The organism is Nostoc sp. UHCC 0251, from assembly GCF_034932245.1.
In the GTDB taxonomy this organism is placed as follows: domain Bacteria; phylum Cyanobacteriota; class Cyanobacteriia; order Cyanobacteriales; family Nostocaceae; genus Nostoc.
Window position 1 is genome coordinate 1 of the sequence record NZ_JAYGHD010000339.1, and the last position, 23,326, is coordinate 23,326.

At 42.3% G+C, this 23,326-nt stretch carries 19 protein-coding genes; 8 read left to right on the forward strand and 11 right to left on the reverse strand.

Going from position 1 to position 23,326, the window contains the following annotated elements; translation table 11 throughout:
* Positions 1-312 precede the first annotated feature (312 nt).
* A complete protein-coding gene (gene psaB / locus VB740_RS28430) occupies positions 313-2,538 on the reverse strand; it encodes a photosystem I core protein PsaB (RefSeq protein WP_323203197.1) in 2,226 nt (741 codons plus the stop codon).
* 127 nt (positions 2,539-2,665) lie between these two features.
* On the reverse strand, positions 2,666-4,924 hold the full coding sequence (gene psaA / locus VB740_RS28435; protein ID WP_323203198.1) for a photosystem I core protein PsaA: 2,259 nt from the start codon (positions 4,922-4,924) through the stop codon (positions 2,666-2,668).
* A 546-nt stretch (positions 4,925-5,470) separates the two neighbouring features.
* On the opposite strand from psaA, the gene VB740_RS28440 reads away from it, so the two are divergent.
* Together VB740_RS28440 and VB740_RS28445 are read left to right on the forward strand one after the other, a co-directional pair.
* Entirely contained in the window at positions 5,471-6,898 is a 1,428-nt protein-coding gene (locus VB740_RS28440; RefSeq protein ID WP_323203211.1) for a hypothetical protein, read from the forward strand.
* A gap of 10 nt (positions 6,899-6,908) precedes the next feature.
* A complete protein-coding gene (locus VB740_RS28445; RefSeq protein ID WP_416290817.1) occupies positions 6,909-7,229 on the forward strand; it encodes a sensor histidine kinase in 321 nt (106 codons plus the stop codon).
* Here VB740_RS28445 and glsA read toward each other — a convergent pair.
* Both glsA and VB740_RS28455 read right to left on the reverse strand, forming a co-directional pair.
* On the reverse strand, positions 7,206-8,120 hold the full coding sequence (glsA, locus tag VB740_RS28450) for a glutaminase A (RefSeq protein ID WP_323203199.1): 915 nt from the start codon (positions 8,118-8,120) through the stop codon (positions 7,206-7,208). The two genes, VB740_RS28445 and glsA, sit on opposite strands and share 24 nt — an antisense overlap.
* 54 nt (positions 8,121-8,174) lie before the next feature.
* On the reverse strand, positions 8,175-9,041 hold the full coding sequence (locus tag VB740_RS28455) for an HAD hydrolase family protein (RefSeq protein ID WP_323203200.1): 867 nt from the start codon (positions 9,039-9,041) through the stop codon (positions 8,175-8,177).
* 181 nt (positions 9,042-9,222) lie between these two features.
* On the opposite strand from VB740_RS28455, the gene VB740_RS28460 reads away from it, so the two are divergent.
* The 4 genes from VB740_RS28460 to VB740_RS28475 all read left to right on the forward strand — a co-directional run bounded on the left by VB740_RS28460 (position 9,223) and on the right by VB740_RS28475 (position 13,319).
* Positions 9,223-10,737, forward strand: a complete 1,515-nt coding sequence (locus VB740_RS28460; protein ID WP_323203201.1) for a thioredoxin-like domain-containing protein — start codon at positions 9,223-9,225, stop codon at positions 10,735-10,737.
* Between the two features lie 218 nt (positions 10,738-10,955).
* On the forward strand, positions 10,956-11,405 hold the full coding sequence (locus tag VB740_RS28465; protein WP_323203202.1) for a KGK domain-containing protein: 450 nt from the start codon (positions 10,956-10,958) through the stop codon (positions 11,403-11,405).
* 93 nt (positions 11,406-11,498) lie between these two features.
* Complete coding sequence (locus tag VB740_RS28470) at positions 11,499-12,149, forward strand: Uma2 family endonuclease (RefSeq protein ID WP_323203203.1); 651 nt, start codon at positions 11,499-11,501, stop codon at positions 12,147-12,149.
* Between the two features lie 249 nt (positions 12,150-12,398).
* A complete protein-coding gene (locus VB740_RS28475; protein WP_323203213.1) occupies positions 12,399-13,319 on the forward strand; it encodes an RluA family pseudouridine synthase in 921 nt (306 codons plus the stop codon).
* Positions 13,320-13,512: 193 nt separating this feature from the next.
* On the opposite strand, the gene VB740_RS28480 is transcribed toward VB740_RS28475, so the two are convergent.
* The 6 genes from VB740_RS28480 to hemC all read right to left on the reverse strand — a co-directional run bounded on the left by VB740_RS28480 (position 13,513) and on the right by hemC (position 20,741).
* Positions 13,513-14,280 (reverse strand): phycobilisome rod-core linker polypeptide, encoded by a 768-nt coding sequence (locus VB740_RS28480; protein ID WP_323203204.1) that lies wholly within the window; start codon positions 14,278-14,280, stop codon positions 13,513-13,515.
* Between the two features lie 400 nt (positions 14,281-14,680).
* Positions 14,681-15,235: a hypothetical protein gene (locus VB740_RS28485; protein ID WP_323203205.1), complete on the reverse strand. Its 555-nt coding sequence runs from the start codon at positions 15,233-15,235 to the stop codon at positions 14,681-14,683.
* On the reverse strand, positions 15,236-15,853 hold the full coding sequence (locus tag VB740_RS28490; protein ID WP_323203214.1) for a phycobiliprotein lyase: 618 nt from the start codon (positions 15,851-15,853) through the stop codon (positions 15,236-15,238).
* Positions 15,854-16,220: 367 nt separating this feature from the next.
* A complete protein-coding gene (locus tag VB740_RS28495) occupies positions 16,221-17,423 on the reverse strand; it encodes an acyltransferase (RefSeq protein WP_323203206.1) in 1,203 nt (400 codons plus the stop codon).
* A 765-nt stretch (positions 17,424-18,188) separates the two neighbouring features.
* Positions 18,189-19,628, reverse strand: coding sequence for a glycogen synthase GlgA (gene glgA, locus VB740_RS28500; RefSeq protein WP_323203215.1), 1,440 nt, complete (start codon positions 19,626-19,628; stop codon positions 18,189-18,191).
* Between the two features lie 141 nt (positions 19,629-19,769).
* On the reverse strand, positions 19,770-20,741 hold the full coding sequence (hemC, locus tag VB740_RS28505; RefSeq protein ID WP_323203207.1) for a hydroxymethylbilane synthase: 972 nt from the start codon (positions 20,739-20,741) through the stop codon (positions 19,770-19,772).
* 269 nt (positions 20,742-21,010) lie between these two features.
* On the opposite strand from hemC, the gene VB740_RS28510 reads away from it, so the two are divergent.
* Positions 21,011-21,577 carry a Uma2 family endonuclease gene (locus VB740_RS28510; RefSeq protein WP_323203208.1) on the forward strand — a complete coding sequence of 189 codons (567 nt, stop codon included), beginning with the start codon at positions 21,011-21,013 and terminating at the stop codon, positions 21,575-21,577.
* A gap of 102 nt (positions 21,578-21,679) precedes the next feature.
* Here VB740_RS28510 and VB740_RS28515 read toward each other — a convergent pair whose 3' ends face one another.
* A complete protein-coding gene (locus VB740_RS28515) occupies positions 21,680-22,102 on the reverse strand; it encodes a lysozyme inhibitor LprI family protein (RefSeq protein WP_323203209.1) in 423 nt (140 codons plus the stop codon).
* 190 nt (positions 22,103-22,292) lie between these two features.
* On the opposite strand from VB740_RS28515, the gene VB740_RS28520 reads away from it, so the two are divergent.
* Positions 22,293-23,264, forward strand: coding sequence for a YegS/Rv2252/BmrU family lipid kinase (locus tag VB740_RS28520; protein WP_323203210.1), 972 nt, complete (start codon positions 22,293-22,295; stop codon positions 23,262-23,264).
* The last annotated feature ends 62 nt before the right edge of the window (positions 23,265-23,326 follow it).

Sequence of the window (23,326 nt, forward strand, 5' to 3'; positions counted from 1 at the left end):
ACTAGCTCACAATCTGCTTAATTTGTCAATGCCTTCTACTGGACTGGCTCTCTAGGCTATCACCTAGATATATTGCGCCGTGATTTTGGGTGTAATATGCTTTTAAATTTATTTGTTGTGAGTTCAAGAGTTATAAAATTATCCCGGCTTTGGGGACTTCCAAATAAAAAAATATCTAATAATCTCTTGTGGGGTGGGCATCTTGCCCGCCCCTTCTCTATTCTTCCCATCCTCTGCACCCAAAACCTAAAAAAAATCCCCCACCTTACGGCAGGGGATTTTTATTACTTATCTACAAAACTAGCAGCCGAGTTAACCGAACTTACCAGCAGTAGAAGCAATCAAGAATGCGGCGTAAGTCAACACATAGCCAACAGTGAAGTGAGCTAGACCAACCACACGACCTTGAACGATAGACAGAGCAACGGGTTTGTCTTTCCAGCGAACTAGGTTAGCTAGAGGAGTACGTTCGTGTGCCCAAACAAGGGTTTCAATCAACTCTTGCCAGTAACCTCTCCAGGAGATTAAGAACATGAAGCCAGTAGCCCAAACTAAGTGTCCAAACAAGAACATCCAAGCCCAGACAGACAGGTTATTCACGCCGTAGGGGTTGTAACCGTTAATCAACTGAGCAGAGTTAGCCCAGAGGTAATCGCGGAACCAGCCCATGAGGTATGTAGAGTTCTCATTGAACTGAGCTACGTTGCCTTGCCAAATACCTAGATGTTTCCAATGCCAGTAGAAGGTCAACCAACCAATGGTGTTGAGCATCCAGAATGTAGCGAGGTAGAAGGAATCCCATGCTGAGATGTCGCAAGTACCGCCACGACCGGGGCCGTCGCAAGGGAAGGCATAGCCGAAGTCCTTTTTATCGGGCATCAGCTTAGAACCACGAGCATCCAAAGCACCTTTGACCAAGATCAAGGTGGTGGTGTGCAGACCCAAAGCGATCGCATGGTGAACCAAGAAGTCGCCAGGGCCAATTGTCAAGAACAGGGAGTTAGTACCAGCATTGATGGCATCTAACCAACCTGGCAACCAAACGTTAGCGTAGTTTGGCCATGCTGTGTAAGCAATACTATCTGGGTTAGATAGCAATGTATCTAAACCGTACAGTACTTTACCGTTTGCAGCTTGGACGAATTGAGCAAATACTGGCTCAATCAAGATTTGCTTTTCAGGAGTACCGAAAGCAACTACTACGTCGTTGTGTACGTACAAACCAAGGGTGTGGAAGCCCAAGAAAAGGGATACCCAGCTGAGGTGGGAAATAATCGCTTCTTTGTGCTTCAGTACACGTTCAAGAACGTTGCCTTTATTTTGTTCTGGGTCGTAATCACGAACCCAGAAGATTGCTCCGTGAGCAAAAGCACCAAGCATCAGGAACCCAGCAATATACTGGTGATGCGTGTACAGCGCTGCCTGTGTTGTGTAGTCCTTCGCAATAAATGCGTAGGCAGGCATGGAGTACATGTGCTGCGCTACCAGTGAAGTAACAACACCTAGCGCTGCTAAGTGCCAACCCAATTGGAAGTGCAAGGAGTTGTTGTAGGTGTCGTAGATACCTTGGTGAGGTAGGTTAAACGGGCCTTCAACTGGAATACCAAAGAAACTCTTGGCATTCAATGCTTCTTTGAGACTGTGACCAATCCCAAAGTTTGTCCGGTACATGTGACCAGCAATGATGAATAAAACTGCGATCGCCAAGTGGTGATGAGCTATGTCAGTCAGCCACAAAGCTTCTGTCTGGGGATGGAAACCACCCAAGAAAGTCAGAATTGCAGTTCCTGCACCTTGAGATGTGCTGAATATATGCCCAGGAGTGTCAGGGTTTTGAGCATAAACGCCCCAGTTACCTGTAAAGAAAGGTGTCAAACCAGCTGGGTGGGGTGGTGTGTTAAGGAAGTTATCCCAACCTACGTGCTGTCCGCGAGCTTCGGGGATAGCAACGTGAATTAAGTGACCAGCCCAAGCCAAAGAACTAACACCAAACAAACCAGCTAAGTGGTGGTTTAAGCGATGTTCAGCACTCTTAAACCATGCCAAGCTAGGACGGTACTTGGGTTGCAAGTGCAGCCAGCCAGCAAACAAGAGTACAGCTGCGAACAACAACAGGAATACTGAACCTGTGTACAGTTCACTGTTAGTCCGCATACCGATGGTGTACCACCAGTGGTAAACACCAGAGTAAGCAATATTTACCGGATTACTAGCGCCAGCTTGGGTAAAAGCTTCGATCGCTGGTTTACCAAAGTGGGGGTCCCAAATCGCATGGGCGATGGGACGGATGTGAAGGGGATCTTTAATCCACTGTTCAAAGTTACCTTGCCAGGCCACGTGGAACAGGAGGCTGGATGCCCACAGGAAGATGATTGCCAAGTGACCGAAGTGAGTTGCGAAAATCTTTTGGTAAAGATTTTCTTCCGTCATGCCATCATGGGTTTCAAAATCGTTGCCTGTAGCGATCGCATACCATATCCGACGAGTAGTCGGGTCCTGTGCGAGATCCTGGCTAAATTTTGGAAATTTAGTCGCCATAGGTTTAATAAATCCTCTGACCTTTAGCCATCAAATATCAGCGTCTAGAGTCCTGAGTCCTGAGTTCTGAGTTCTGAGTTCTGAGTTTTGTCTCAGCACTCAGTACTCAGCACTCAATAACTGATTGCTACCCTACTGAAAGGATGTGTGCATGGAAGAACGCCCAAGTTGTGGCAATTCCTCCTAAGAGGTAGTGAGCTACCCCTACAGCCCGACCCTGAATAATACTCAGAGCACGAGGCTGAATTGCTGGTGCTACCTTCAGTTTGTTATGCGCCCAAACAATGGACTCAATCAGTTCTTGCCAGTAGCCGCGACCACTGAACAGGAACATCAAGCTGAATGCCCAAACAAAGTGAGCGCCTAAGAACATGAGTCCATAAGCAGATAGCGCACTGCCATAGGAATTGATGACTTGCGTAGCTTGCGCCCACAAGAAGTCTCGCAACCAACCGTTGATGGTAATGGCGCTTTGGGCAAAGTTACCACCAGTGATGTGAGTCACATTACCGGCTGAATCTACCGTTCCCCAGACATCTGATTGCATCTTCCAGCTGAAGTGGAAAATTGCGATGGATATTGTGTTGTACATCCAGAAAAGTCCGAGGAACACATGGTCCCAACCAGATACTTGGCAAGTACCGCCACGACCAGGACCGTCGCAGGGGAAGCGGAAGCCCAGGTTTGCTTTGTCTGGAATCAGACGAGAGCTACGGGCAAACAGCACACCTTTGAGCAGAATTAGGACAGTAACGTGTATTTGAAATGCGTGAATATGGTGGATTAAGAAGTCCGCCGTACCCAAAGCAATGGGCATCATCGCTACTTTACCGCCTACAGCCAAAATCCCACCGCCGAAAGCGTAGCTAACGGGTTCTAGGGCATTGGGAGCAGTGCCACCAGGAGCTAAGGTGTGAATGTTTTGTACCCACTGGGCAAAAACTGGCTGCAATTGGATTGCTGTATCAGAGAACATGTCTTGGGGACGTCCCAAGGCACGCATTGTATCGTTGTGGATGTAAAGCCCAAAGCTATGGAAGCCGAGGAAGATACACACCCAGTTAAGGTGAGAAATAATCGCATCTCGGTGACGAATCACCCGATCCAGTAAGTTGTTTTGGTTCACAACTGGATCGTAATCCCGCACCATGAAGATGGCAGCGTGAGCCGCACCGCCGACTATACAGAATGCACCAATCCACATATGGTGGGTGAAAATGCACAACTGTGTAGCGTAGTCAGTTGCCAAATATGGATAGGGGGGCATCGCGTACATGTGATGCGCGACGATGATGGTTAGCGAACCCAAGAAGGCCAGGTTAGTAGCCAACTGAGCGTGCCAGGATGTGGTCAGGTTTTCGTAGAGACCTTTGTGACCTTCACCAGTGAAAGGACCTTTGTGGTTTTCTAGGATCTCTTTAATGCTGTGACCAATACCCCAGTTGGTACGGTACTGGTGACCAGCAATAATAAAGATAACTGCGATCGCTAAGTGGTGATGAGCAATGTCAGTCATCCACAAGCCGCCTGTTACTGGGTTCAGACCGCCCTTGAAGGTCAGGAAGTCAGCATACTGACCCCAGTTCAAGGTGAAGAAAGGTGCTAAACCAGCAGCAAAGCTGGGGTACAGCTCGGTCAACAAGTCCTTGTTCAAGATGAACTCGTGGGGCAAGGGTATGTCTTTAAGAGCAACGCCTGCATCCAAAAGCTTGTTGGTCGGTGCGGATACGTGGATTATGTGACCTGCCCATCCCAAGGAACCACAACCTAGCAATATTTGCAAGTGGTGATTCAGCATTGACTCCACATTCTGGAACCATTCCAGTTTAGGAGCGCGTTTGTGGTAATGGAACCAGCCAGCAAATAGTAATAACGCTGCTAATACCAAGCCACCGATCGCAGTGCAGTAAAGCTGGAAGGAGTTTGTGATACCCCAGCCACGCCATACTTGGAATAAACCGGAGGTGATTTGAATACCGTGGAAACCACCGCCAACATCACCGTTTAAAATGTCTTGTCCAACAATGGGCCAAACGACCTGAGCACTTGGTCTAACGTTCAACGGGTCGCTTAACCAAGCTTCGTAGTTAGAAAACTTCGCGCCGTGGAAAATCATCCCGCTCAACCAAACCATTATTACGGCTAAGTGGCCGAAGTGGGCTGAGAATATCTTGCGGGATATATCTTCTAAATCGCTTGTATGTGTATCAAAATCATGGGCGAGTGCGTGCAGGTTCCAAATCCATGTGGTGGTTTTGGGGCCTCTGGCTAAGGATCTGTCGAAGTGTCCAGGTTGCGCCCATTTTTCGAATGAGGTTGGAACTGGGTCATTATCGACGATTACTCTTGCCTTCTTTTCCTCTCGCTCCGGAGGACTTATTGTCATTCGACCTCCTCTCTAGATAAGGAATGAGGAATCATGAATACCACAAAATAAACCATTACCGCAAATTCCAGAATTTTACTGAAGCCGCGATGAAGACCGATGTGGATTGTTGTTTCTCGTTGAATTATAGAGTCTTCACTTGTACTTTGTTGGAGATAGTTGGAGATATTTTAACAATAATTCAAACTTGCTGAAATATTGCTGGAATTCCTGCCTTAACTACCTTTTAACTGCAAAGCCTTTGTCCAAAAGTCAATAGATTATGCATTTAATTTACAAAGAATAACAATTTGCAAATTTTATGATTTGGCTGTATGAGTCGATGTTCCAGCTTTGGCTACTATTACTTATGAACATTTGTGTCATATTTTCATTGTTGAAAGTAAAAAGCTGTAAAGAATATGACTTAATTTTAAAATTTCCTGAGATACCCAAGAAAACTTATGGGATCTGAGGCAGATTTCACCTTTTGGGCTATTGTTCCCTATGGACAGTTTGAGCCAAAATAATCTGTCGATTGTCGAAGACTATCACTGGGTGCAACGCATGAACTTGTGGCAGAAAAGGTTGTTAGAGAAGCTCCTCCCTGAGAGGTTCCCGATTCTCAGGTGGTTAATGACATTGGTGCTGGTATTAAGCTTGACCAGCTGTGAACAGAAAGTCAGTAGCCAGGAAGTATCTACTGATTATAGAGACAACCCTCTACAGATTTCTCAAATTTCAAAGCAATTTTCCGAAGTTTCCCCACCATCTGTTATCCAAGAACTGCGGACAACTTTGGAAGTTTATCAGCCACAAGTTACAATTGTTACTCCACAAGCTGATGAAGTTCTTCAAGACAATAAAGTCACAGCTAGTTTTCAGGTTAAGGATCTACCAATATTTAAAGATCCACAATTACAACTGGGGCCCCATCTACATGTAATTCTGGATAATCAACCTTATATACCTGTTTACGACCTGAACCAGCCCTTGGTTTTGTCAGACTTGTCTCCAGGTACTCATACCCTGCGCGTCTTTGCCTCCCGTCCTTGGCATGAAAGCTTTAAGAATGAAGGCGCTTATGCCCAAACAACATTTCACGTTTTCACCAAAACCGACGACAACAACCCAGATCCAAAGTTACCTCTGCTAACTTACAGCCGTCCTCAAAGTAGCTACGGAGCAGAACCAATTTTACTCGACTTTTACCTAACTAACGCTCCTCTGCACCTCATTGGGAAGGAAACCGCTAACGAAGAATTTAGTGATTGGCGCATCCGCTCCACAATTAATGGTGAAAGCTTTATTTTTGATCGCTGGCAAGCAGTTTATCTTAAAGGCTTTCGTCCAGGAAAAAACTGGGTAAAGCTGGAATTTCTCGATAATCAAGGAAATTCTGTTAAAAATGCCTTTAATACCACAGTTAGGCTGATTGACTACCAGCCAAAGGGTAAAGACACTTTGTCGAGAATTGTCAGAGGAGAACTCACAGCAGATGAGGTGCGCCCCATTGTAGACCCGAATTATAGAAGGCTCACACCATCCGTTGAAAAAAAGGTAGAAAAACAGCCCAGTCTTGAAACTGAAATTCCAAAAGAATCCAAAACAGAGCCAACCAAACCAGAACAACCAAAATTGGAAGTTCCAACGGCTGTACCATCTCCCACTTTGTCCCCGACACCGCCAGAAATAATTACGCCAACACCAGAACCGCAGCCAGAGGTAACACCAACGCCTGAATCAACGCCGTTACCTGAAAAAATTGCCCCTCAACCAACAAAACCTGGATTGGGCGGATTTTTCAACCGTCGGGCTGGTAAAATAACCTCCCCACAAACACCAGTTGCGCCATCTCCTAGTTTGCCATCGACGCTGCCAGAGATTATTGAGTCTCCTGCACCTGAAATAATTTCGCCAACACCAGAACCGCAGCCAGAGGTAACACCAGCTCCCGAATCAACGCCGTTACTGGAAAAAGGAGAATTGAAATAACTCGTTTACTATTGCGAGCAAAAAGTCGCCTTTAACTGAAAAGAAAATTGCGATCGCTACTGAACTTAAAGATAAAAACTGGCTAGTTGTCCGCATCTCTGATAATGCTTCTGGTATTCCCCCTGATGTTCAAGAAAAAATTTTTGAGACATTCTTCACTACTAAAGCCAGAGGTGTTGGCACTGGTATGGGACTTTCAATTAGTCATCAGATTGTAGTTGAGAAACACGGAGGACAACTAATCTGTAAATCTGAGGTGGGTAGTGGTACAGAATTCATCATTTCTCTTCCGATTCAAAAGCAGCATTTAACCGAAAATGCTCAACTCTAACTTTTGCGATAAAGCCTCAACAAAGGCAAGCCCTGCTACAGGATTACCTATATTATCCAACCCAGGACTATAGCAAGCGATCGCTCCCTCACCTGGTACTATTGCTACAAGTCCACCACCAATCCCTGATTTCATCGGTAAACCAACTCTGACTGCAAACTGAGCAGAAGCTTCGTACAGTCCACAAGTTAACATTATGGCGTTGACAATCCTACGATTTTTTGGTGATAAACAGCCATTTCCACAAGCTAAGAGTTTTCCTAACAGGGCTAAATCTTCAACTCGCCCAGATATACAGCATATTTGCTCGTATGTGTCAAGTGTTATTTCTTGATTTTCTATATGACTTGTTTCGGCTAGATAATTAGCGATCGCTTCATTGGCTTTTGAGCGTGTTAATCGCACTGAAGCCAGCATTACCTCATCTAACCTTAGTTGGCAACCTGCTAATTGGTTGAGCCATTGACAAAATAAAAAAGTGCGATCGCTTGCGTCCTTCCCTGGTAATTTATCAGCGAGGGTAATTGCTCCACTATTAATCATCGGGTTGCGGGGGTGTCCGCGATCGGCAATGAGTTGTTCTAAAGAATTGAAGGGTGCATCTGATGGTTCTACCCCAACCCACTCAAAAACCGTTTCTGCGCCAAAGTGTTCTAGCAGATAAAGTAAGGAAAATGTCTTAATAACGCTCATTAGTGGGAAGACACAAGCTGTATCCCCAAAGCTGATGGTTTTCCCCGATTTACAGCAGATATGAACTGCAAAGTAACCAGGATTAGCTTTAGTCAATTGTGGAATGCGATCGATAACTTTTCCGTGTTCAGCTTTAGTTTTCGCTTGTTGTACCAAAGCTGACAACTCTATAGTAGTTAGTCTGTCAAGTCTTTTCAAAAGTGATATTCGTTAAAACCATTTCTAGTTTATGCGGTTACTGAAAGTTAAAAACTATGTTACAGTCCGGTTTAAAAGCATATTTTTCGACCAATCCTGATGAATGTATTTAACAACACTGTCTTCTATATTTGAGCCAATTTCTAATGTTGCATAACGTTTGAGTTCGGCATCTGCATTAGCAACTGCAATGGCATGATTAGCAATTTTGAACATTTTGATGTCATTAATTTGATCGCCAAAGACCACAATTTCACTTTCCTCTAATCCATAATTTTCTACCAGAGTCTGAATAGCTTGATCTTTCGTAGCTTTTCGGTCATGAATTGTTAACCAATACCAACCCGGAGAGTATTGGTTTTCCATCAAGTGTGTCTCTACATTAGTTCCATGTCTTTCAATAATCGCGCTTTGAAGTTCAAGCAGTTGGCGTGCGTGACCAATCACTGTTAGACAAACGACTTGATCGCCAAAAGAATGCGTCAAATCTGCAATTGTTCGCCATCTTCGGTCTTTGCTTGTTAGGCGATCGCTAAGATACCAACGCATACCATCGTTGATTACATCTTTATAGTAAGCACAATCTTCCGTGCCATTAAAACTAGATACAAATGGAACACAGCCAAACTCCAGGATAATTTTGTAGATACTTTCAACTACAAAAGGACAAATAGAGTTAATGATTTCATGTCTACCAGAATCCAAATCAGAAATAAAAGCACCATTAAATTCGATAACTGGTAGACGAAGATTTAAACCTTTCAGCATGACTTGCATAGAAACAACGCTACGCGCACTAGCTACAGTAAACTGTAGTCCTTGATGCAAGAGTTCACAAATAATTTTTTTGCTGAAAGCAGAAAGAATTGCATTATCTCCAAGCAATGTACCGTCTAAATCTGAAACATAAACAGTGTTCATAAACTTGATCTGACACTGGTTGAAAGGAAAATTATACTTTAAATTATGATAAATCGATCTAAGCCGTCGTCTCTCTTTTATATTTAATTATTGTGTATAAACTGTGTAAAAGATCAGCAAAATATGCATAAAGACTGCTCTTAATTGAAAGTGATAAGCTAACTTTAGTAAAGGATACTTTATGATTCCCCGTGTTAGAGCGCCAGAATTACCACAAAATTACTCTTGGCTAAACACCGAAAAACCCTTGTCTCTAAAACAAGCCAGGGGTAGAGTTGTAATTTTAGATTTTTGGACATACTGTTGCATCAATTGTCTGCATATTCTGCCAAACCTGAAATATTTAGAACAAAAATATAAAGATAGCCTTACTGTTATCGGCGTTCACTCTGCCAAATTTGACAACGAAAAAGAAATAGAAAATATTCGTCAAGCTATCCTGCGCTACGACATCGAACATCCAGTTGTAGTTGACAGAGATTTTCGGATTTGGGAAGAGTATGCTGTGCGTGCTTGGCCTACGTTAATAATTATTGATCCAGAAGGTTACGTGATTGGCCAAATTTCTGGTGAAGGAAATCTTGAGACTTTGGACGAGTTGATTCAAAAGGTAATTCAGCAACATCAAGAAAAAGGAACAATTAATTTCCAAGAAATCAGCTTAACTTTAGAAAAACAGCGCCAACCATTAATCACACCCCTAGCTTTTCCTGGTAAAGTTCTAGCTACTCCAACGGGTTTATTCATTGCTGACTCTGGACATCATCGCCTAGTAATGAGTAACTTCGACGGCGAAATTCTGCACGTGATTGGTAATGGAAAATCTGGCTTAACCGATGGTGCTTTTAGCGAAGCGCAATTTTTTGCACCACAAGGAATGACATTTGATGCCGAAAATCAGATTCTTTATGTTGCTGATACAGAAAATCATACTCTGCGGCGAGTTGACTTAAAGCGTCAAGTAGTCGAAGCGATCGCAGGAACTGGTGAACAAAGCCGCAATATCCGTCCTCATGGTGGTGCTGGTTTAGATACTGCGCTAAATTCTCCTTGGGATTTGGTGAAAGTGGGAAATATTTTGTTTATAGCAATGGCTGGGCCACATCAAATTTGGCAAATGGATTTAGAAACTGGCATTATCAAAACTTATGCTGGTACTGGTGCAGAAGCTTGCATTGATGGTTCACTTGCTGAATCTGCCTTTGCTCAACCTAGTGGTATTAGCACAGATGGGAATGAATTATATATCGCTGACAGTGAAGTTAGCTCAATTCGTGGTGTTGGAATTGTAGAACCGTACCAAGTGCGAACCGTTTGCGGTAATGGGGGTTTATTTGGTTTTGGCGATGTAGATGGACAAGGTGAAGATGTCAGGTTGCAGCACTGTTTAGGAGTGGAATATGCTCAAAATTTTCTGTGGGTAGCAGATACTTATAATCACAAAATTAAATTAGTGAGTTCCAGTGGGAATTGTCAAACAGTTTTAGGTGATGGTACTGCTGGGTTACAAGATGGCCAAGGTAAGAATACTCGATTTTTTGAACCTTCGGGATTGAGTGCGATCGCTTCTTTTTTATATATTGCTGATACCAATAACCACTCTATCCGCCGCGTAGATTTGGATAGCTTTGAGGTGACAACGCTGGAGTTTCCTGGTTTATGTGCGCTAGATGTTTGTATTCCGCCGAATTTCTAAAAAGATTATCTCACGCAAAGGCACAAAGAAAAACTCTGTGTCTGGGCATCTGGGTGTGATATTTTAAAGAATAATTTTTTGGAGTGATTATCTTTAGATGATTGAATAGCAGTATTTTTACTGAATTTATGTTGATAATTGCAGATTAGAATAGTTGATTATTTTAAATTATAATGCAGACACATTACTAATTGAGATTCCCTACTATTAGGATTAATATGAATAAGATATGCCAAGTATTAGACTTTGATGCTGATGTTTTGTTATTTAATAAAGATACATATATCGTTAGCAGATTCAAAGAATTGATATCTGAAAATTTTAGCCAGAAATTTCGTACACCATTAAGAGAACATCATGGTGATTTTTCCGTTTCAGGACTTTTTAAAAGACTCTGCATAAACGAAGTCAATTTTCAAGTTGAAGATATCACATGGCAATCTTCTACTGAAGGCATAAACTGTCAAGTTTTCAGAGTTGGCTCTACAGGCTGGCAATCAGGAAAACTTAGAATAAAAGCATCTACAGAAATCATTTCTCCACTCATGCAGAAGGAAGCTGGGAAACTGAACATTACTGTAGTGTTAGAATTTTATCCTGATAATCCGAATGAACCTGAATCGCCTTTAGATGATATTCGTAAAATGATACAAGCAGAAGCAACATGAACACTATCTTCCACATCACCCAACGCCAACAATAGGAACTTTCGCGGATGTCAAATTTGAGTAAAAATGAAATTATTTAACAACTAACATCCTATGGTTACTCTTCAACTCAAACAAATTCGAGTTCCACCAGGACAGAGAATAATCCTGGAAGATGTGAGTTGGCAAGTATTTGAAGCAATTATCAACGAGTTAGGAGAACATCGCAGGAGTCGAGTAGCATACAGCCAAGGAACGTTAGAAATTATGGCTCCATTACCAGAACATGAGCGATCTAAGGTAATCATTGGAGATTTAGTTAAAGCCTTGATAGATGAACTCGATCTTAATTGGGAGTCTTTAGGTTCAACTACCTTTAAGCGAAAAGATATAAGTGCAGGTATTGAACCCGATGATTGTTTTTATATTCAAAACTATAAGCTAATGATTGGGAAAGATAGGATCGACCTAACTGTTGACCCTCCTCCTGATTTGGCAATTGAAATTGATGTCACCTCTAAAACCCAAATTAGTGCATATCAGGCGTTGAAAGTACCTGAGATTTGGCGATATGAAAGCAAAAACCTAGAAATTAGCTTGCTACAAGGTGAGCAATATGTGAAGTCTCTCATTAGCCCCACATTTCCCACTTTTTCTATCACAGAACTTATTCCCCGATTTGTGGAAATGGCGCGAACCATAGGAATGAGTTCAACACTTAGAGCGTTTCGACAATCGGTAAGAAAACAAATACAAGATAGCTAAACCAACAGAATTTGCGGATATATAAATTCTCGTCCGCCTCTCTAGACTAAGGTCAAATCAAGGTTTCACCTGAGTAGACACGATTTATAACCCCCCTTTTCAAGCATTTCGCGCTTTACTTAAAGAACGGGGAATTAATAATCCAGAGCAATTGTGACCGAATTTAATTTACAAATCCAAGAAAATAGCGACCGCTTGTCAACTTCAGTAGAGGATGCAGCGTCTAGCTTACTTCCCTTTCGGGATACGATACACTGTGTCAACACTAAAGGCAATGATCGCCTTGACCGTTACCTTTCCCAAGAATTACCAAACTTATCCCGTTCCCGCATTCAACAGTTAATCGAACAGAGTAACGTCCAACTTAATGATAAAGTTTGCACATCTAAAAAGATCAATGTCAAGTTAGGCGATCGCATCACTCTCAAAATACCAGAAGCGCAACCTTTAGAACTGCTAGCAGAGGATATACCCTTAGATATCCTCTACGAAGACGATCAGTTACTCATTCTTAACAAACCCGCAGGTTTAGTTGTCCATCCTGCACCCGGTCATCCAGATGGCACTTTGGTAAATGCTCTATTGGCACATTGCCCCAATTTACCAGGAATTGGTGGAGTCCAACGTCCGGGAATCGTCCATCGATTGGATAAGGATACAACGGGTGCGATCGCGATCGCTAAAACAGAAGTCGCCCATCATCACCTACAAGCACAACTCAAAGCTAAAACCGCACGGAGAGAGTACTTGGGCGTCGTTTACGGTGCGCCAAAAGTTGAAAGCGGCAGAATTGACTTACCCATTGGTCGCCATCCACAAGACCGCAAGAAAATGGCTATTCTGCCTGTTGAACAAGGGGGACGAGCCGCCGTAACTCATTGGCAAGTACTAGAACGCCTCGGTAACTTTACCTTAATTCACTTTCAACTAGAAACTGGACGCACCCATCAAATTCGCGTTCACAGCGCCAAAATGGGTCATCCTATTGTTGGCGACCCAGTTTATAGTTCTGGTCATTCAGTCGGGGTAAATTTGCCTGGTCAAGCACTGCACGCTTGGCGATTAAAATTGCAGCATCCCGTATCTGGAGAGTTGATTGAAATGACAGCAAACCCTCCCAGCCACTTTACAAAACTTTTGGAGATGTTAAGAAGACGAACTACACTTTAAGCCTCCCCATGCCCCATGTCCCATGCCCAATACTTCGACTTCGCTCAGTACAAGTGCCCAATGCCCAATACCCGTTAAAAACTAGCGTGCATCAGACATGGGATAGAGTCTGTTCCACTAGTTATACCTAAATGAAACTCCTACATAACCCAAGACTTATGCACGCTATAAAATGATTAACGATCAAAAATCGTTACTTAATTCCAGCCAGTTGTCGATAAGGTACAGACTTTTCAATATCGATATTGAATGACGAGATCCTTTGTGGGGGATTGCCAGTTGCATTGACACTTTGTGCCATTGACAAGAATAGAGCTGGATCGCCTGCCTTGGGCTTTCGCTCTTGTGGAAGGAATCTGCGTACTTCGACCTGCCAAATGATTTGGGGGAAACCCAGTTTGGTACGGTGGTAAGCTTCGTATCGCGGAGATTTGATGTTGAATGGCAACTCACCCTCAGCGCGGGATGGCAGGATGCGACGGCGCTGATAAGGCACTGTGGAGTCTCCAAAATTGCTCAGGTACTCTTCAGTGTTGAGAACTTGATCAATAAAGCCTCCAATACCCTTGGTAGCGACTACAATTGACCAGGCAATTTTTTCCCGCTCATTGTATGGGTCGCGTCCTAGAACACGCTGGATTACTTGCTCAACAAAGCGATAATTACTGTTGAGATCATAGAAGCTTTTCCTAAAGGTATTGGAAAGCAGCAACCCACGAATAAAGTCCCGCACTGTAATCTGTCCATTACGGAGTTGAGACTCTAGGAATGTTTCGCGATCGGCAGCAAAGGCATGAAAGAAAATTTGACGATATGCTGCTTCGATCAGAACATCTAAATCTGACGGAGAAAGCAGATTATCGGTACTAAAAATCCTGGGCTGTTCATCACCCGGTACTTCATATGCAGCTACACGCTGATTCTGACTTGAAGGGTCGTATGTTAACAGAGGAATTGCCACTCTAAAGCCTCCATGTTTCTTAATTAAAGTTAACAACTTTAAATCATATATTAAGGGAGTAGTTGTATCAGAACTTCAGATTCTGATAAAATTTCACGAAACTTAACTAAGGGGAATTTAACTATTCTAAAAAACAACGATTAGCCTGTTGGTTTTAACCCATAGCTAATTAATAAAGGCAGTAGGGCTTCCAGCCTAATGACTATCTAAAAAACTTTAATTCACATATCTTAGATTAGGAGATTCAGTTTCACCTTATTGAAATTAAGCAATAATTTTTAACATATAGCAAAATAAATTAATGGGGAATGGGGAATGGGGAATGAAGAATTAAGGACAAGGGGAAAGACTTGTTGCAAGTTCTCACCTTTTGTCCCCTTGTCTCCCTACTCCCTACTCCCTACTCCCTACTCCCTTGACCTATCCAAAATTGCAGGGGATCTATGGTTGACTTGCAGTGAGGCCAGCTACGCAAAGTTGCTTCCATCCCTGGCTTCCAATGGGGTGGTTCCAGTCCTAGCCCTAAACATAGATGAGATAGGATACTAGCAAACTGCTGATTGTGACCAAAGTCTCCTAGATGGGCATGGGCGTATTCATGGATGACTACGCCAAACCAGTCTCTAGGTGCAACTCTACCGACATCTACCAAAATGGTGATTGGGTTTATGAGAATGTTGCATAGACCATCGATGCCGAAAGATTGAGCTATGGGTACTGCAAAAATTTGGATATGGCGACGCTCTTGAGGATGAAAGCACTCATGACAAAGCTCTAGATAGGCGTTGATTTGAGCGTTAACGGTGTTAACATTATCGCCGATCCAGGTACAAATAGGAATGCGATCGCGCAGGTTATCGAACACATCTACCATACCCGGTTCTAGAGCAAGTTCCTGTACCCGATGCAGATAATCTTGGCCACGAGTAAAAGCATCGGTCTGCTTAAGAATCATTCACCAGCCCAAAACTGAATAAAACTGTGCTTTTTCCAGAACATTCGGTTTTTGTCCTTGTGTTACTTCTTCTGTACTGGAAACCTCAACAGGAGTTTCAATGCGGGTTTCGGTACAAAATGATGCAGTGCTGAAGCCGCCAAAGCGTTTCACTGTACTGGTTCGCAGTCGCATATTTGGGCTGGCGAACCAGAATCTCTCAATGGAACTCATTGTTTCGTATTCGGTTGTCAACACTAGCCCATCTTCATCATCCATGTGAAAAAGACCGACTACAGGCACAATTTCGGCGTAGCCTCTTTCCCGGAGTAATTTACCAGCTCTGGGATTATCACTATCAGGCACGATCGCAAATATGGTTTTCCCTTCATGGTTCTCATCATTTTCTCTATCCCAAGCCATTGTGCCTAGCCAACGCACCCGTGAGCCACCTACTGACAGGCTGGGGTCAATCTGATGATACTGGCACAGTTCAATGATTTCTGGATGATTGGCATCCAGAGTTTCTACCTGTATATCCGATTCTCCTGTTTCTGAGCGCTTAAAGGGCAGGTGATGAGTTGCCCGTTGCGATCGCCACTTACCAGCACTTAGCTGAAAAAAGTCCATTGCGTCTATCAATCTTCTGACTCCTACTTATTACCCCTGCGGATGATGTTTTACGAGTTTTTGTTTTAAGTTTTTGGTATACAAACATTCTAAACATTACAGCGATTAGTGGTCAGCTTCAAGACCTGATTGATTGACGCTACTACAAAGCAATCGCAGAAATTGCCTGTTGTCCTGTATTCCTGGGTTTCGGTTGCGTGGATTACAGATGCTTGTAGATGCGGTTAACGGGAGAGTGTCACAGAAATGCAACCTTACCTAGAGCAAGTACTGTACGCGCATCCCAAGTTTATCGAACAGAATAGAGGCGTCAGTCGTCAGAATTCAGCATGAATTCTGTACGACTGGCGGATAAGCCTGCGGCATGGCTTCGCTGTTAAGCCTGATTTAAACGTCTATTTTTTATCCAAGACATGATTATATTTTTAAAATTGTCTGTTTTTGCCTCAGTAAAATGTGCAATGACAACCGCATATAAAAATACAAATACAACTATAATAAGTCCCAAAAATAAGTGAAAACTATCTGGCTCCCAAGGGCGATCGTCAATTACACATGCTCTGATAAAGCACAGTATCGGCATGTGGACAAGATAAAGAGTATAGGAACATCCTGCTAAAGATTTAGAAAATTTTTCGTATGCTCCTTCTTGTTTTATCTGACTACGACTATTAACTAGAAGGTATATTATAACAGCAGTAATAATTCCTATTAGAAAATCTCCTATCTCTCGGTTAGATATAAAACGCTCACTTATTAAGGCAATGCCCAAGATTAGTACAGACAAAATAATAAGTAAATTTAGGATATTCTTGCTCTTAAGATATTTAGAAGGACGACATATACTAACTAACGCTCCCATCAGCCAAACCAGGAAATACATTCTAATTTCCGAACCAACCATTAATAATATACCTGAAGCCAAAAAAGCATAGAAAACACGCGCTTTTAATGATTTAACACAAAAGAATAGGATAATTGCAGGAAAAAGTATATAGTACCAAAATTCATAGGCTAAAGTCCAAACAGCCTTATTTGAACCAAATAAATCTACAAAAATTGTTTGCAAAAATGCTATAGTTCCCAAAGCATTTTGAAATGTAAGATTTTCCAAAATTTTATAAGTTGCTAAATGACCGTTGTGGAACTTTTCTCCATAAAAGCTATCTTGTCCAGTACCAAATATCTTTATACCCAAAGAATCCCAAAAATAAGACAGTAATAAAGCAGGAATTAATACTACATATAAGCGTGTTAAACGGTCTACTAAATAATTAACCCAAGACCATTGTTTTTGCTGAATTCTCCTGATTACACTAGCTGAAATAAAAAATCCACTTAGCACAAAAAAAATCATTACAGACTGATGTCCCAATACTGTTAATGAATTTAACCTTTTTATCAAAAAACTAGGATTACTAATTTCTGAATATTCTAGAAATAATAAAAGTCTTGCATGACCTATAAAAACTAGTAAAGAAGCTAAACCTCTTAATAAATCAAGATGAGTTGACCATCGATAATTCCTGATTGCAGGAATATTATAAATAGGCTGTGTCTGAGCTTTTCCTACTACCATTTTAGTTATAAAACAAAGAGGGAATTGTCATATTAGAGGAGCATTAATCAAAATCCGGCAACGTCTTATGTCTCGCTTCCAACAGTGAACTGTGCCACTTAAAAGCTGCACACCAAGATGCGCCAATACTCAGAAAAAGCAAAGGTTAATTCGTTTTCTGGAGTTATTAACCGCGCTATGTACAAAAATACTTCCCTAGTTAAACCTTTAAAACAAGGGAGAATACAGCAGATTGCAGGTAAATGAAGTACATATATTATAAAACCCAAAACCTTGTAGAGACGTAGCAGTGCTACGTCTCTACGTGTATTCGATTAGAGTGCAATCTGCTGTATAAAGAGGATAATTTGTAGTTCAATACAACAGATAATATACAATTATCTATGTATGAATACTTATAAGTTTACAAAAAGTTTTTTTAAAGTTTATACCAAGTTTATCAAACTCCAATAAGAAAGATGAGATGCTTTAGGCAAAGCTCAGGAATCTCATAGCTAATGTAATTAGTGTTCTTTTATTAATCTAAAAAAATAAAATATTTGTAGCTTGGGTTGAACTTCGTTTGATTTAAGCTATCCCTATCCTAAAAGGTTGCTGATTTTTTTCAGGTAACAGTAATAAACGAGCGTTAGATATTTACAAAGAAAAAATTGTTGTTGAAATAAAAAACTCATGATTAGCATCTTCAGATATCAGGCTAATCTGAACAATGCTACCATGAGTCTCAAAAATTAGGTGCATACATTTGTACACCTTCTACAGAGTTTATGACTTGCTATTAGCGATCGCCTCGTTTAATACTAACTCTGGTTGTGGTGTCTCCTCTTCTTCTGGCAAGCCGTAAATTGACCTGTACAACTTCACGTACTCTTTGGCAGATTGATGCCAACTAAAGTTTTGACTCATGCCCCGTTTTTGCAGTTCTTCCCATTGCGGCTTGAAACGGAAGCCTTCCCAAGCTCGGATCATAGAGGTGAAAAGGTCTAGCGGTTCATAGCGATCAAAGCAATAACCGGTGCCTGCTGCATTTTCGGGGTCATGATGGGTTACAGTGTCAACTAATCCACCTGTGCGGCGGACAATAGGTACAGAACCGTAACGCAAAGACATCATTTGGCTAATACCGCAAGGTTCAAAACGACTAGGCATTAAGAAAGCATCAGTACCAGCGTAAATCCGGCGAGACAGGGCATCGTTATACAGCAAGTAAGTTGCCATGCGTCCGGGAAAGCGGGATGCTAATTGCCACATCTGAGTTTCATAGTAGCGATCGCCTGTCCCTAACAGCACAAACTGTGCATCTGTATAGGAAAGGAAGCGATCGAGGATTTGCAATATTAAGTCAATGCCTTTTTGTTCCACTAATCGAGTCACAATCCCAATTAAAAAGGCTTTAGAGTTGACTTCTAATCCTACCTCTTCTTGCAAAGCAATTTTGTTGGCTTTGCGTTTATCTAAAGTATCAGCAGTGAAGGTTTGGGCAATGTATTTGTCATTCTCTGGATTATAAACCTCAGTATCAATACCGTTGATAATCCCAGATAATTTCCCGCTAATAAAGGACAGCAAACCTTCTAATGTTTCACCGTAAGCAGGTGTCTTAATTTGCTCGGCATAGGTAGGCGAAACTGTATTTACCTTATTAGCAAATTGCACCGCCGCCGCCATTGTGTTGTGTCCTTGCATATACCAAGGACACCAAGTAATTTTTTCTAAATACCAACGCCATGGTCCTTGATAAGCCAGGTTATGAATGGTAAACACTGTGGTGATATCAGGATCTTGATGCATCCACACGGGAATCATCCCAGTGTGCCAATCGTGACAGTGGATGATTTCTGGCTTCCAGTAATTCCAGGCAAACTCCGCTGCACCATTGGCAAACAAGGTGAACCGCCAGTCTTCATCATCTCCTGAATAAATGCGACGGGGTAGAAAGGCGGGATGTCCAAATAAGTACAAGGGAACATCAGTACCAGGCAGAACGCTTTCATAGACAGCAAATTCCTGGAACATCGCATATCCCCGCCAGATGGGTTCTTTAGGAGTTTCCATTTTGTCTGGCAGGAAGCCATAGTAAGGCAAGAATATCCGCACATCATGCCCCATTTCTCTCAGGACTTTGGGCAACGCCCCAACAACATCACCCATTCCGCCTACTTTGGCAATGGGTGCTGCCTCTGCTGCAACAAATAGAATCCGCATGGTAATTTTTGCTTCCCCGATTCTGTCTATATTTGTCAAATTAACTCAAATGATCCCGACCAACGCGAATTATCGCGTCTGGCACGTTTTTAGTGCAACGGCGATCAATTCTTATCTAATCACATCGGCTTGCCCAATTGCTTAAGAACCGCGCTGAATCACCGCAAAAATTTCTGACAAAATTTCTTGCGCTCCCTGTTGCCGCAACAGTTGGGCTAGTTCTGTACCTAGCGCTTCGGCATTGTTGGCAATCCCAGTGACAGTATCTTTTACGAACTTTTTACCATCTACACTGGCGACTATCCCTGTTAAGGTCAAATTCTCACCAGATATTTCTGTATTTACACCAATAGGTACTTGACAGCCGCCTTCTAAAGAGCGTAAAAAAGAGCGTTCGGCGAGACAGCGATCGCGTGTTTCGGGATGTTCGATCGCTTTGAGTAGAGATAGTACTTCACTATCATCAGCACGGCACTCTATACCTAAAGCTCCTTGTCCAACGGCGTGAAGGGAGATTTCTTTGGGAAGAACTTGATGAACGCGATCGCCCATTCCTAATCTTTCCAACCCTGCTGCTGCCAAAATTAGGGCATCGTATTCGCCTGCATCTAGTTTTGCCAACCGTGTAATCAAGTTTCCCCGCACATCTTTAAAGGTAAAGTGGGGGAAGTGATGGCGTAACTGTGCTAACCGCCGCAGCGAAGATGTACCAATTACCGCGCCTTCTGGCAATGTATCAATTTGTTTATCTTTGTGCTTTTCATGCACCACTAATGCATCTGCTGGGTTTTCCCGTTCAGTAATTGCTGCTAGTGTTAAGCCTTCTGGTAAGTGAGTGGGCAAATCCTTGAGAGAATGAACCGCAAAGTCAATCTCCTGATTGAGCATTCCGACTTCAAGTTCTTTAGTAAAAAGTCCTTTATCGCCAATCTTAGCTAATGCTACATCCAAGATTTTATCGCCTTGGGTAGACATGGTGTGGACTTCAAAAGTGATATCAGGAAAGCTTTTCTGGAGTTGCTCTTGTACCCAGTAGGTTTGAACCAGAGCAAGTTGGCTTTTGCGTGAACCAATCCGAATAGTGCGTGGGGGACTAGAAACAACTGAAGTCATAAAACAATATATCAAACTAGGCGATAAATTCACTCTCATCTAGACTACCGTAGTCAGGGACTCATACCAATTTTGGGGTTTAGATTTGGGATTTTGAATTACAATTCTTTACCTAAAGTTTGTTTCAGGGATCTCAGACAATACTATTTAGTTCAGCGTTATTACGGTACAAGCCCCTATATTTATGACTTGTAGACAATAAAAATACACGGTGCATGGATTGAAAACTGCTATAAACTGGGTGTAGGACTTTCGGAGTAGCAGAAATCATGAGTGTTGCAAAATCTGCATCTCTAACCCTAGAGGAGTTTTTGAAGTTACCAGAAACAAAGCCTGCAAGCCTTTATATTGATGGTGAAATTATCCTAAAACCAATGCCGAAAACTCGCCACTCCCGACTTCAGGCTAAGTTGATTGATGGAATAAGTGCAGTCACAGAAAAGAGGCAAATCGCTTATGCTTTTGCAGAGTTGCGTTGTACTTTTGGTGGTCGGTCAATTGTTCCAGATGTGGCGGTTATCCGTTGGCAACAAATTGAGTTTGACGACAACGGAGAACCTGTGGATGATGTGCTAATTGCTCCGAACTGGACAATTGAAATTCTTTCTCCAGATCAAAGTTCCAATCGAGTTACAAGCAATATCTTGCACTGCTTAAAATATGGTTGTCAGTTGGGATGGTTGATTGATCCCGATGACCGTTCAGTTCTCGTTTTTCAACCACATCAACAACCAGAATTTTGTCATAAAGGAGATAGCTTGCCTGTTCTAGATGGTGTTGATTTAAAATTAACAGTAGAACAAGTATTTGGCTGGTTAAAGATGAAAGCAGAGTGAGAAACTTAAGTTTCAGTCGAGACTTCGCCATCAGAGCTTCGGCGATCGCTCAGTCTAGTTACACTCAGCCGAACGGTTTAAATTACCTTATTATTCAATTACTTAAGGATCGGATTTGAGATATTCCTGTAATTGTTGGGTACGAAGTTTCGTAGTATTTTCTAGACAACCAAAATAAATGGTAGGGGCAATACTTCCTCCTTCATATCTACTTCTCTCAAACTCACAATTGGTATCTCGAAACTTGATCCATGCTAGCTGTGCAGCAATCAATTTCTGTTTCCTAGACCTTTCTAAGGTAGGTAGCAATTGTTGATAAACTTGATTCAGTTTTTTATCTGCCCTTTGATAAGACAACTTCGCGCATTCATTAATTGCTGTTTGAGTTTGAGGATTATTACAGTTGACCTTTTGAACTAAGCGCATCTCTTGTAAATCAGGCGTTGTCCCGGCTGTTGTTATGGAGGAAGTAACTAAACTGCTGAGAGTTAACATACTTGCTAAAACTAGTAATAATTGACGCATGGGAAAATTTTTATTGGTTAAGTATAGATAAAAGATACCAAAATAGGTGTCAGCACTGGTATGTTCCGATGCAGAAGACTTTTAAACTTCTTACAAAAGTTAAAGCAGCCGCGAGAAGGAAGCCGAAATTTCGCAAGAATGCTAGAAAGAATTTGGTATTTTAGTAATCTAAGTTTAGCTTTTATATTTTATGAATCGTTCCGCCTGTCTCATTTTCAATCCAGTTGCGGGTCAGGGTGACTCTGATCTAGAACTGGCAGAAATTCGGGCAATGTTAGAGCCAGAAATTGACCTAGATATTTATCTCACAACTGAAGAAATTGACGCTGATGAACTGGCTTTAGCAGCTGTAGAGCGAGGTGTAGATGCAATCATTGCTTCGGGGGGAGATGGCACTCTCTCCGCGGCAGCAACGGCTTTAGTGGGTACTGATATTCCATTTGGTATCATTTCCAGAGGTACAGCAAACGCTTTTGCCACAGCTTTAGGAATTCCTGACACGATCGCAGATGCCTGTCAGACCATTTTACAGGGAGGAACCCGCTATGTGGACGTAGCCTATTGCAATGATCGCCCGATGGTACTCTTGGCAGGTATTGGCTTTGAAGCTGAAACTGTAGAATTGGCAGACCGAGACGCCAAGAATCGCTTTGGGATGATGGCCTACGTTTTAGCAGGAATTCAGCAACTGAGAAATTTAAAAAACTTTGATGTTGAAATTGAAACAGAAGACAGAATAATTAAAACTAGTGCCTGTGCAGTTACAGTAGCAAATGCCGCGCCTCCCACTTCAGTCTTAGCTCAAGGTCCAGCAGGTCTGATTTATGATGATGGGTTACTAGATTTAACGATTGTAGCTCCAGTTAACAAAGCAGGAGCGATCGCAGCTACATTTCATCTATTTCAAACGGCTTCTACAGGTAATGCCGTAGATCGGAATGATATTGGCTTCCTGCGAGCCAAACAATTTAAAATTACAACTGAGCCACCGCAAAAGGTTGTTCTAGATGGTGAAATAGTGGGCACAACACCGGTAGAAATTAAGTGTGTACCAGCAGGTTTGAACATTTTTGTGCCATTAGTAGAAGAAGTTGAGCCTACCGAAAAACTAGAGGGACTCCCTAATTTGACTATTGAGATGAAAGACACAATAGAGGAGTGAGGGCATGGGGCATGGGGCATTGGGCATTGGGCATTGGGCATTGGGCATTGGGCATTGGGCAT

Excerpts from the sequence above, each read along its gene's own strand:
- psaB (WP_323203197.1), bottom strand. The coding sequence starts at position 2,538 with ATGGCGACTAAATTTCCAAAATTTAGCCAGGATCTCGCACAGGACCCG.
- psaA (WP_323203198.1), bottom strand. The coding sequence starts at position 4,924 with ATGACAATAAGTCCTCCGGAGCGAGAGGAAAAGAAGGCAAGAGTAATC.
- VB740_RS28440 (WP_323203211.1), top strand. The coding sequence starts at position 5,471 with ATGAACTTGTGGCAGAAAAGGTTGTTAGAGAAGCTCCTCCCTGAGAGG.
- VB740_RS28455 (WP_323203200.1), bottom strand. The coding sequence starts at position 9,041 with ATGAACACTGTTTATGTTTCAGATTTAGACGGTACATTGCTTGGAGAT.
- VB740_RS28460 (WP_323203201.1), top strand. The coding sequence starts at position 9,223 with ATGATTCCCCGTGTTAGAGCGCCAGAATTACCACAAAATTACTCTTGG.
- VB740_RS28465 (WP_323203202.1), top strand. The coding sequence starts at position 10,956 with ATGAATAAGATATGCCAAGTATTAGACTTTGATGCTGATGTTTTGTTA.
- VB740_RS28470 (WP_323203203.1), top strand. The coding sequence starts at position 11,499 with ATGGTTACTCTTCAACTCAAACAAATTCGAGTTCCACCAGGACAGAGA.
- VB740_RS28485 (WP_323203205.1), bottom strand. The coding sequence starts at position 15,235 with ATGATTCTTAAGCAGACCGATGCTTTTACTCGTGGCCAAGATTATCTG.
- VB740_RS28495 (WP_323203206.1), bottom strand. The coding sequence starts at position 17,423 with ATGGTAGTAGGAAAAGCTCAGACACAGCCTATTTATAATATTCCTGCA.
- glgA (WP_323203215.1), bottom strand. The coding sequence starts at position 19,628 with ATGCGGATTCTATTTGTTGCAGCAGAGGCAGCACCCATTGCCAAAGTA.
- hemC (WP_323203207.1), bottom strand. The coding sequence starts at position 20,741 with ATGACTTCAGTTGTTTCTAGTCCCCCACGCACTATTCGGATTGGTTCA.
- VB740_RS28510 (WP_323203208.1), top strand. The coding sequence starts at position 21,011 with ATGAGTGTTGCAAAATCTGCATCTCTAACCCTAGAGGAGTTTTTGAAG.
- VB740_RS28515 (WP_323203209.1), bottom strand. The coding sequence starts at position 22,102 with ATGCGTCAATTATTACTAGTTTTAGCAAGTATGTTAACTCTCAGCAGT.
- VB740_RS28520 (WP_323203210.1), top strand. The coding sequence starts at position 22,293 with ATGAATCGTTCCGCCTGTCTCATTTTCAATCCAGTTGCGGGTCAGGGT.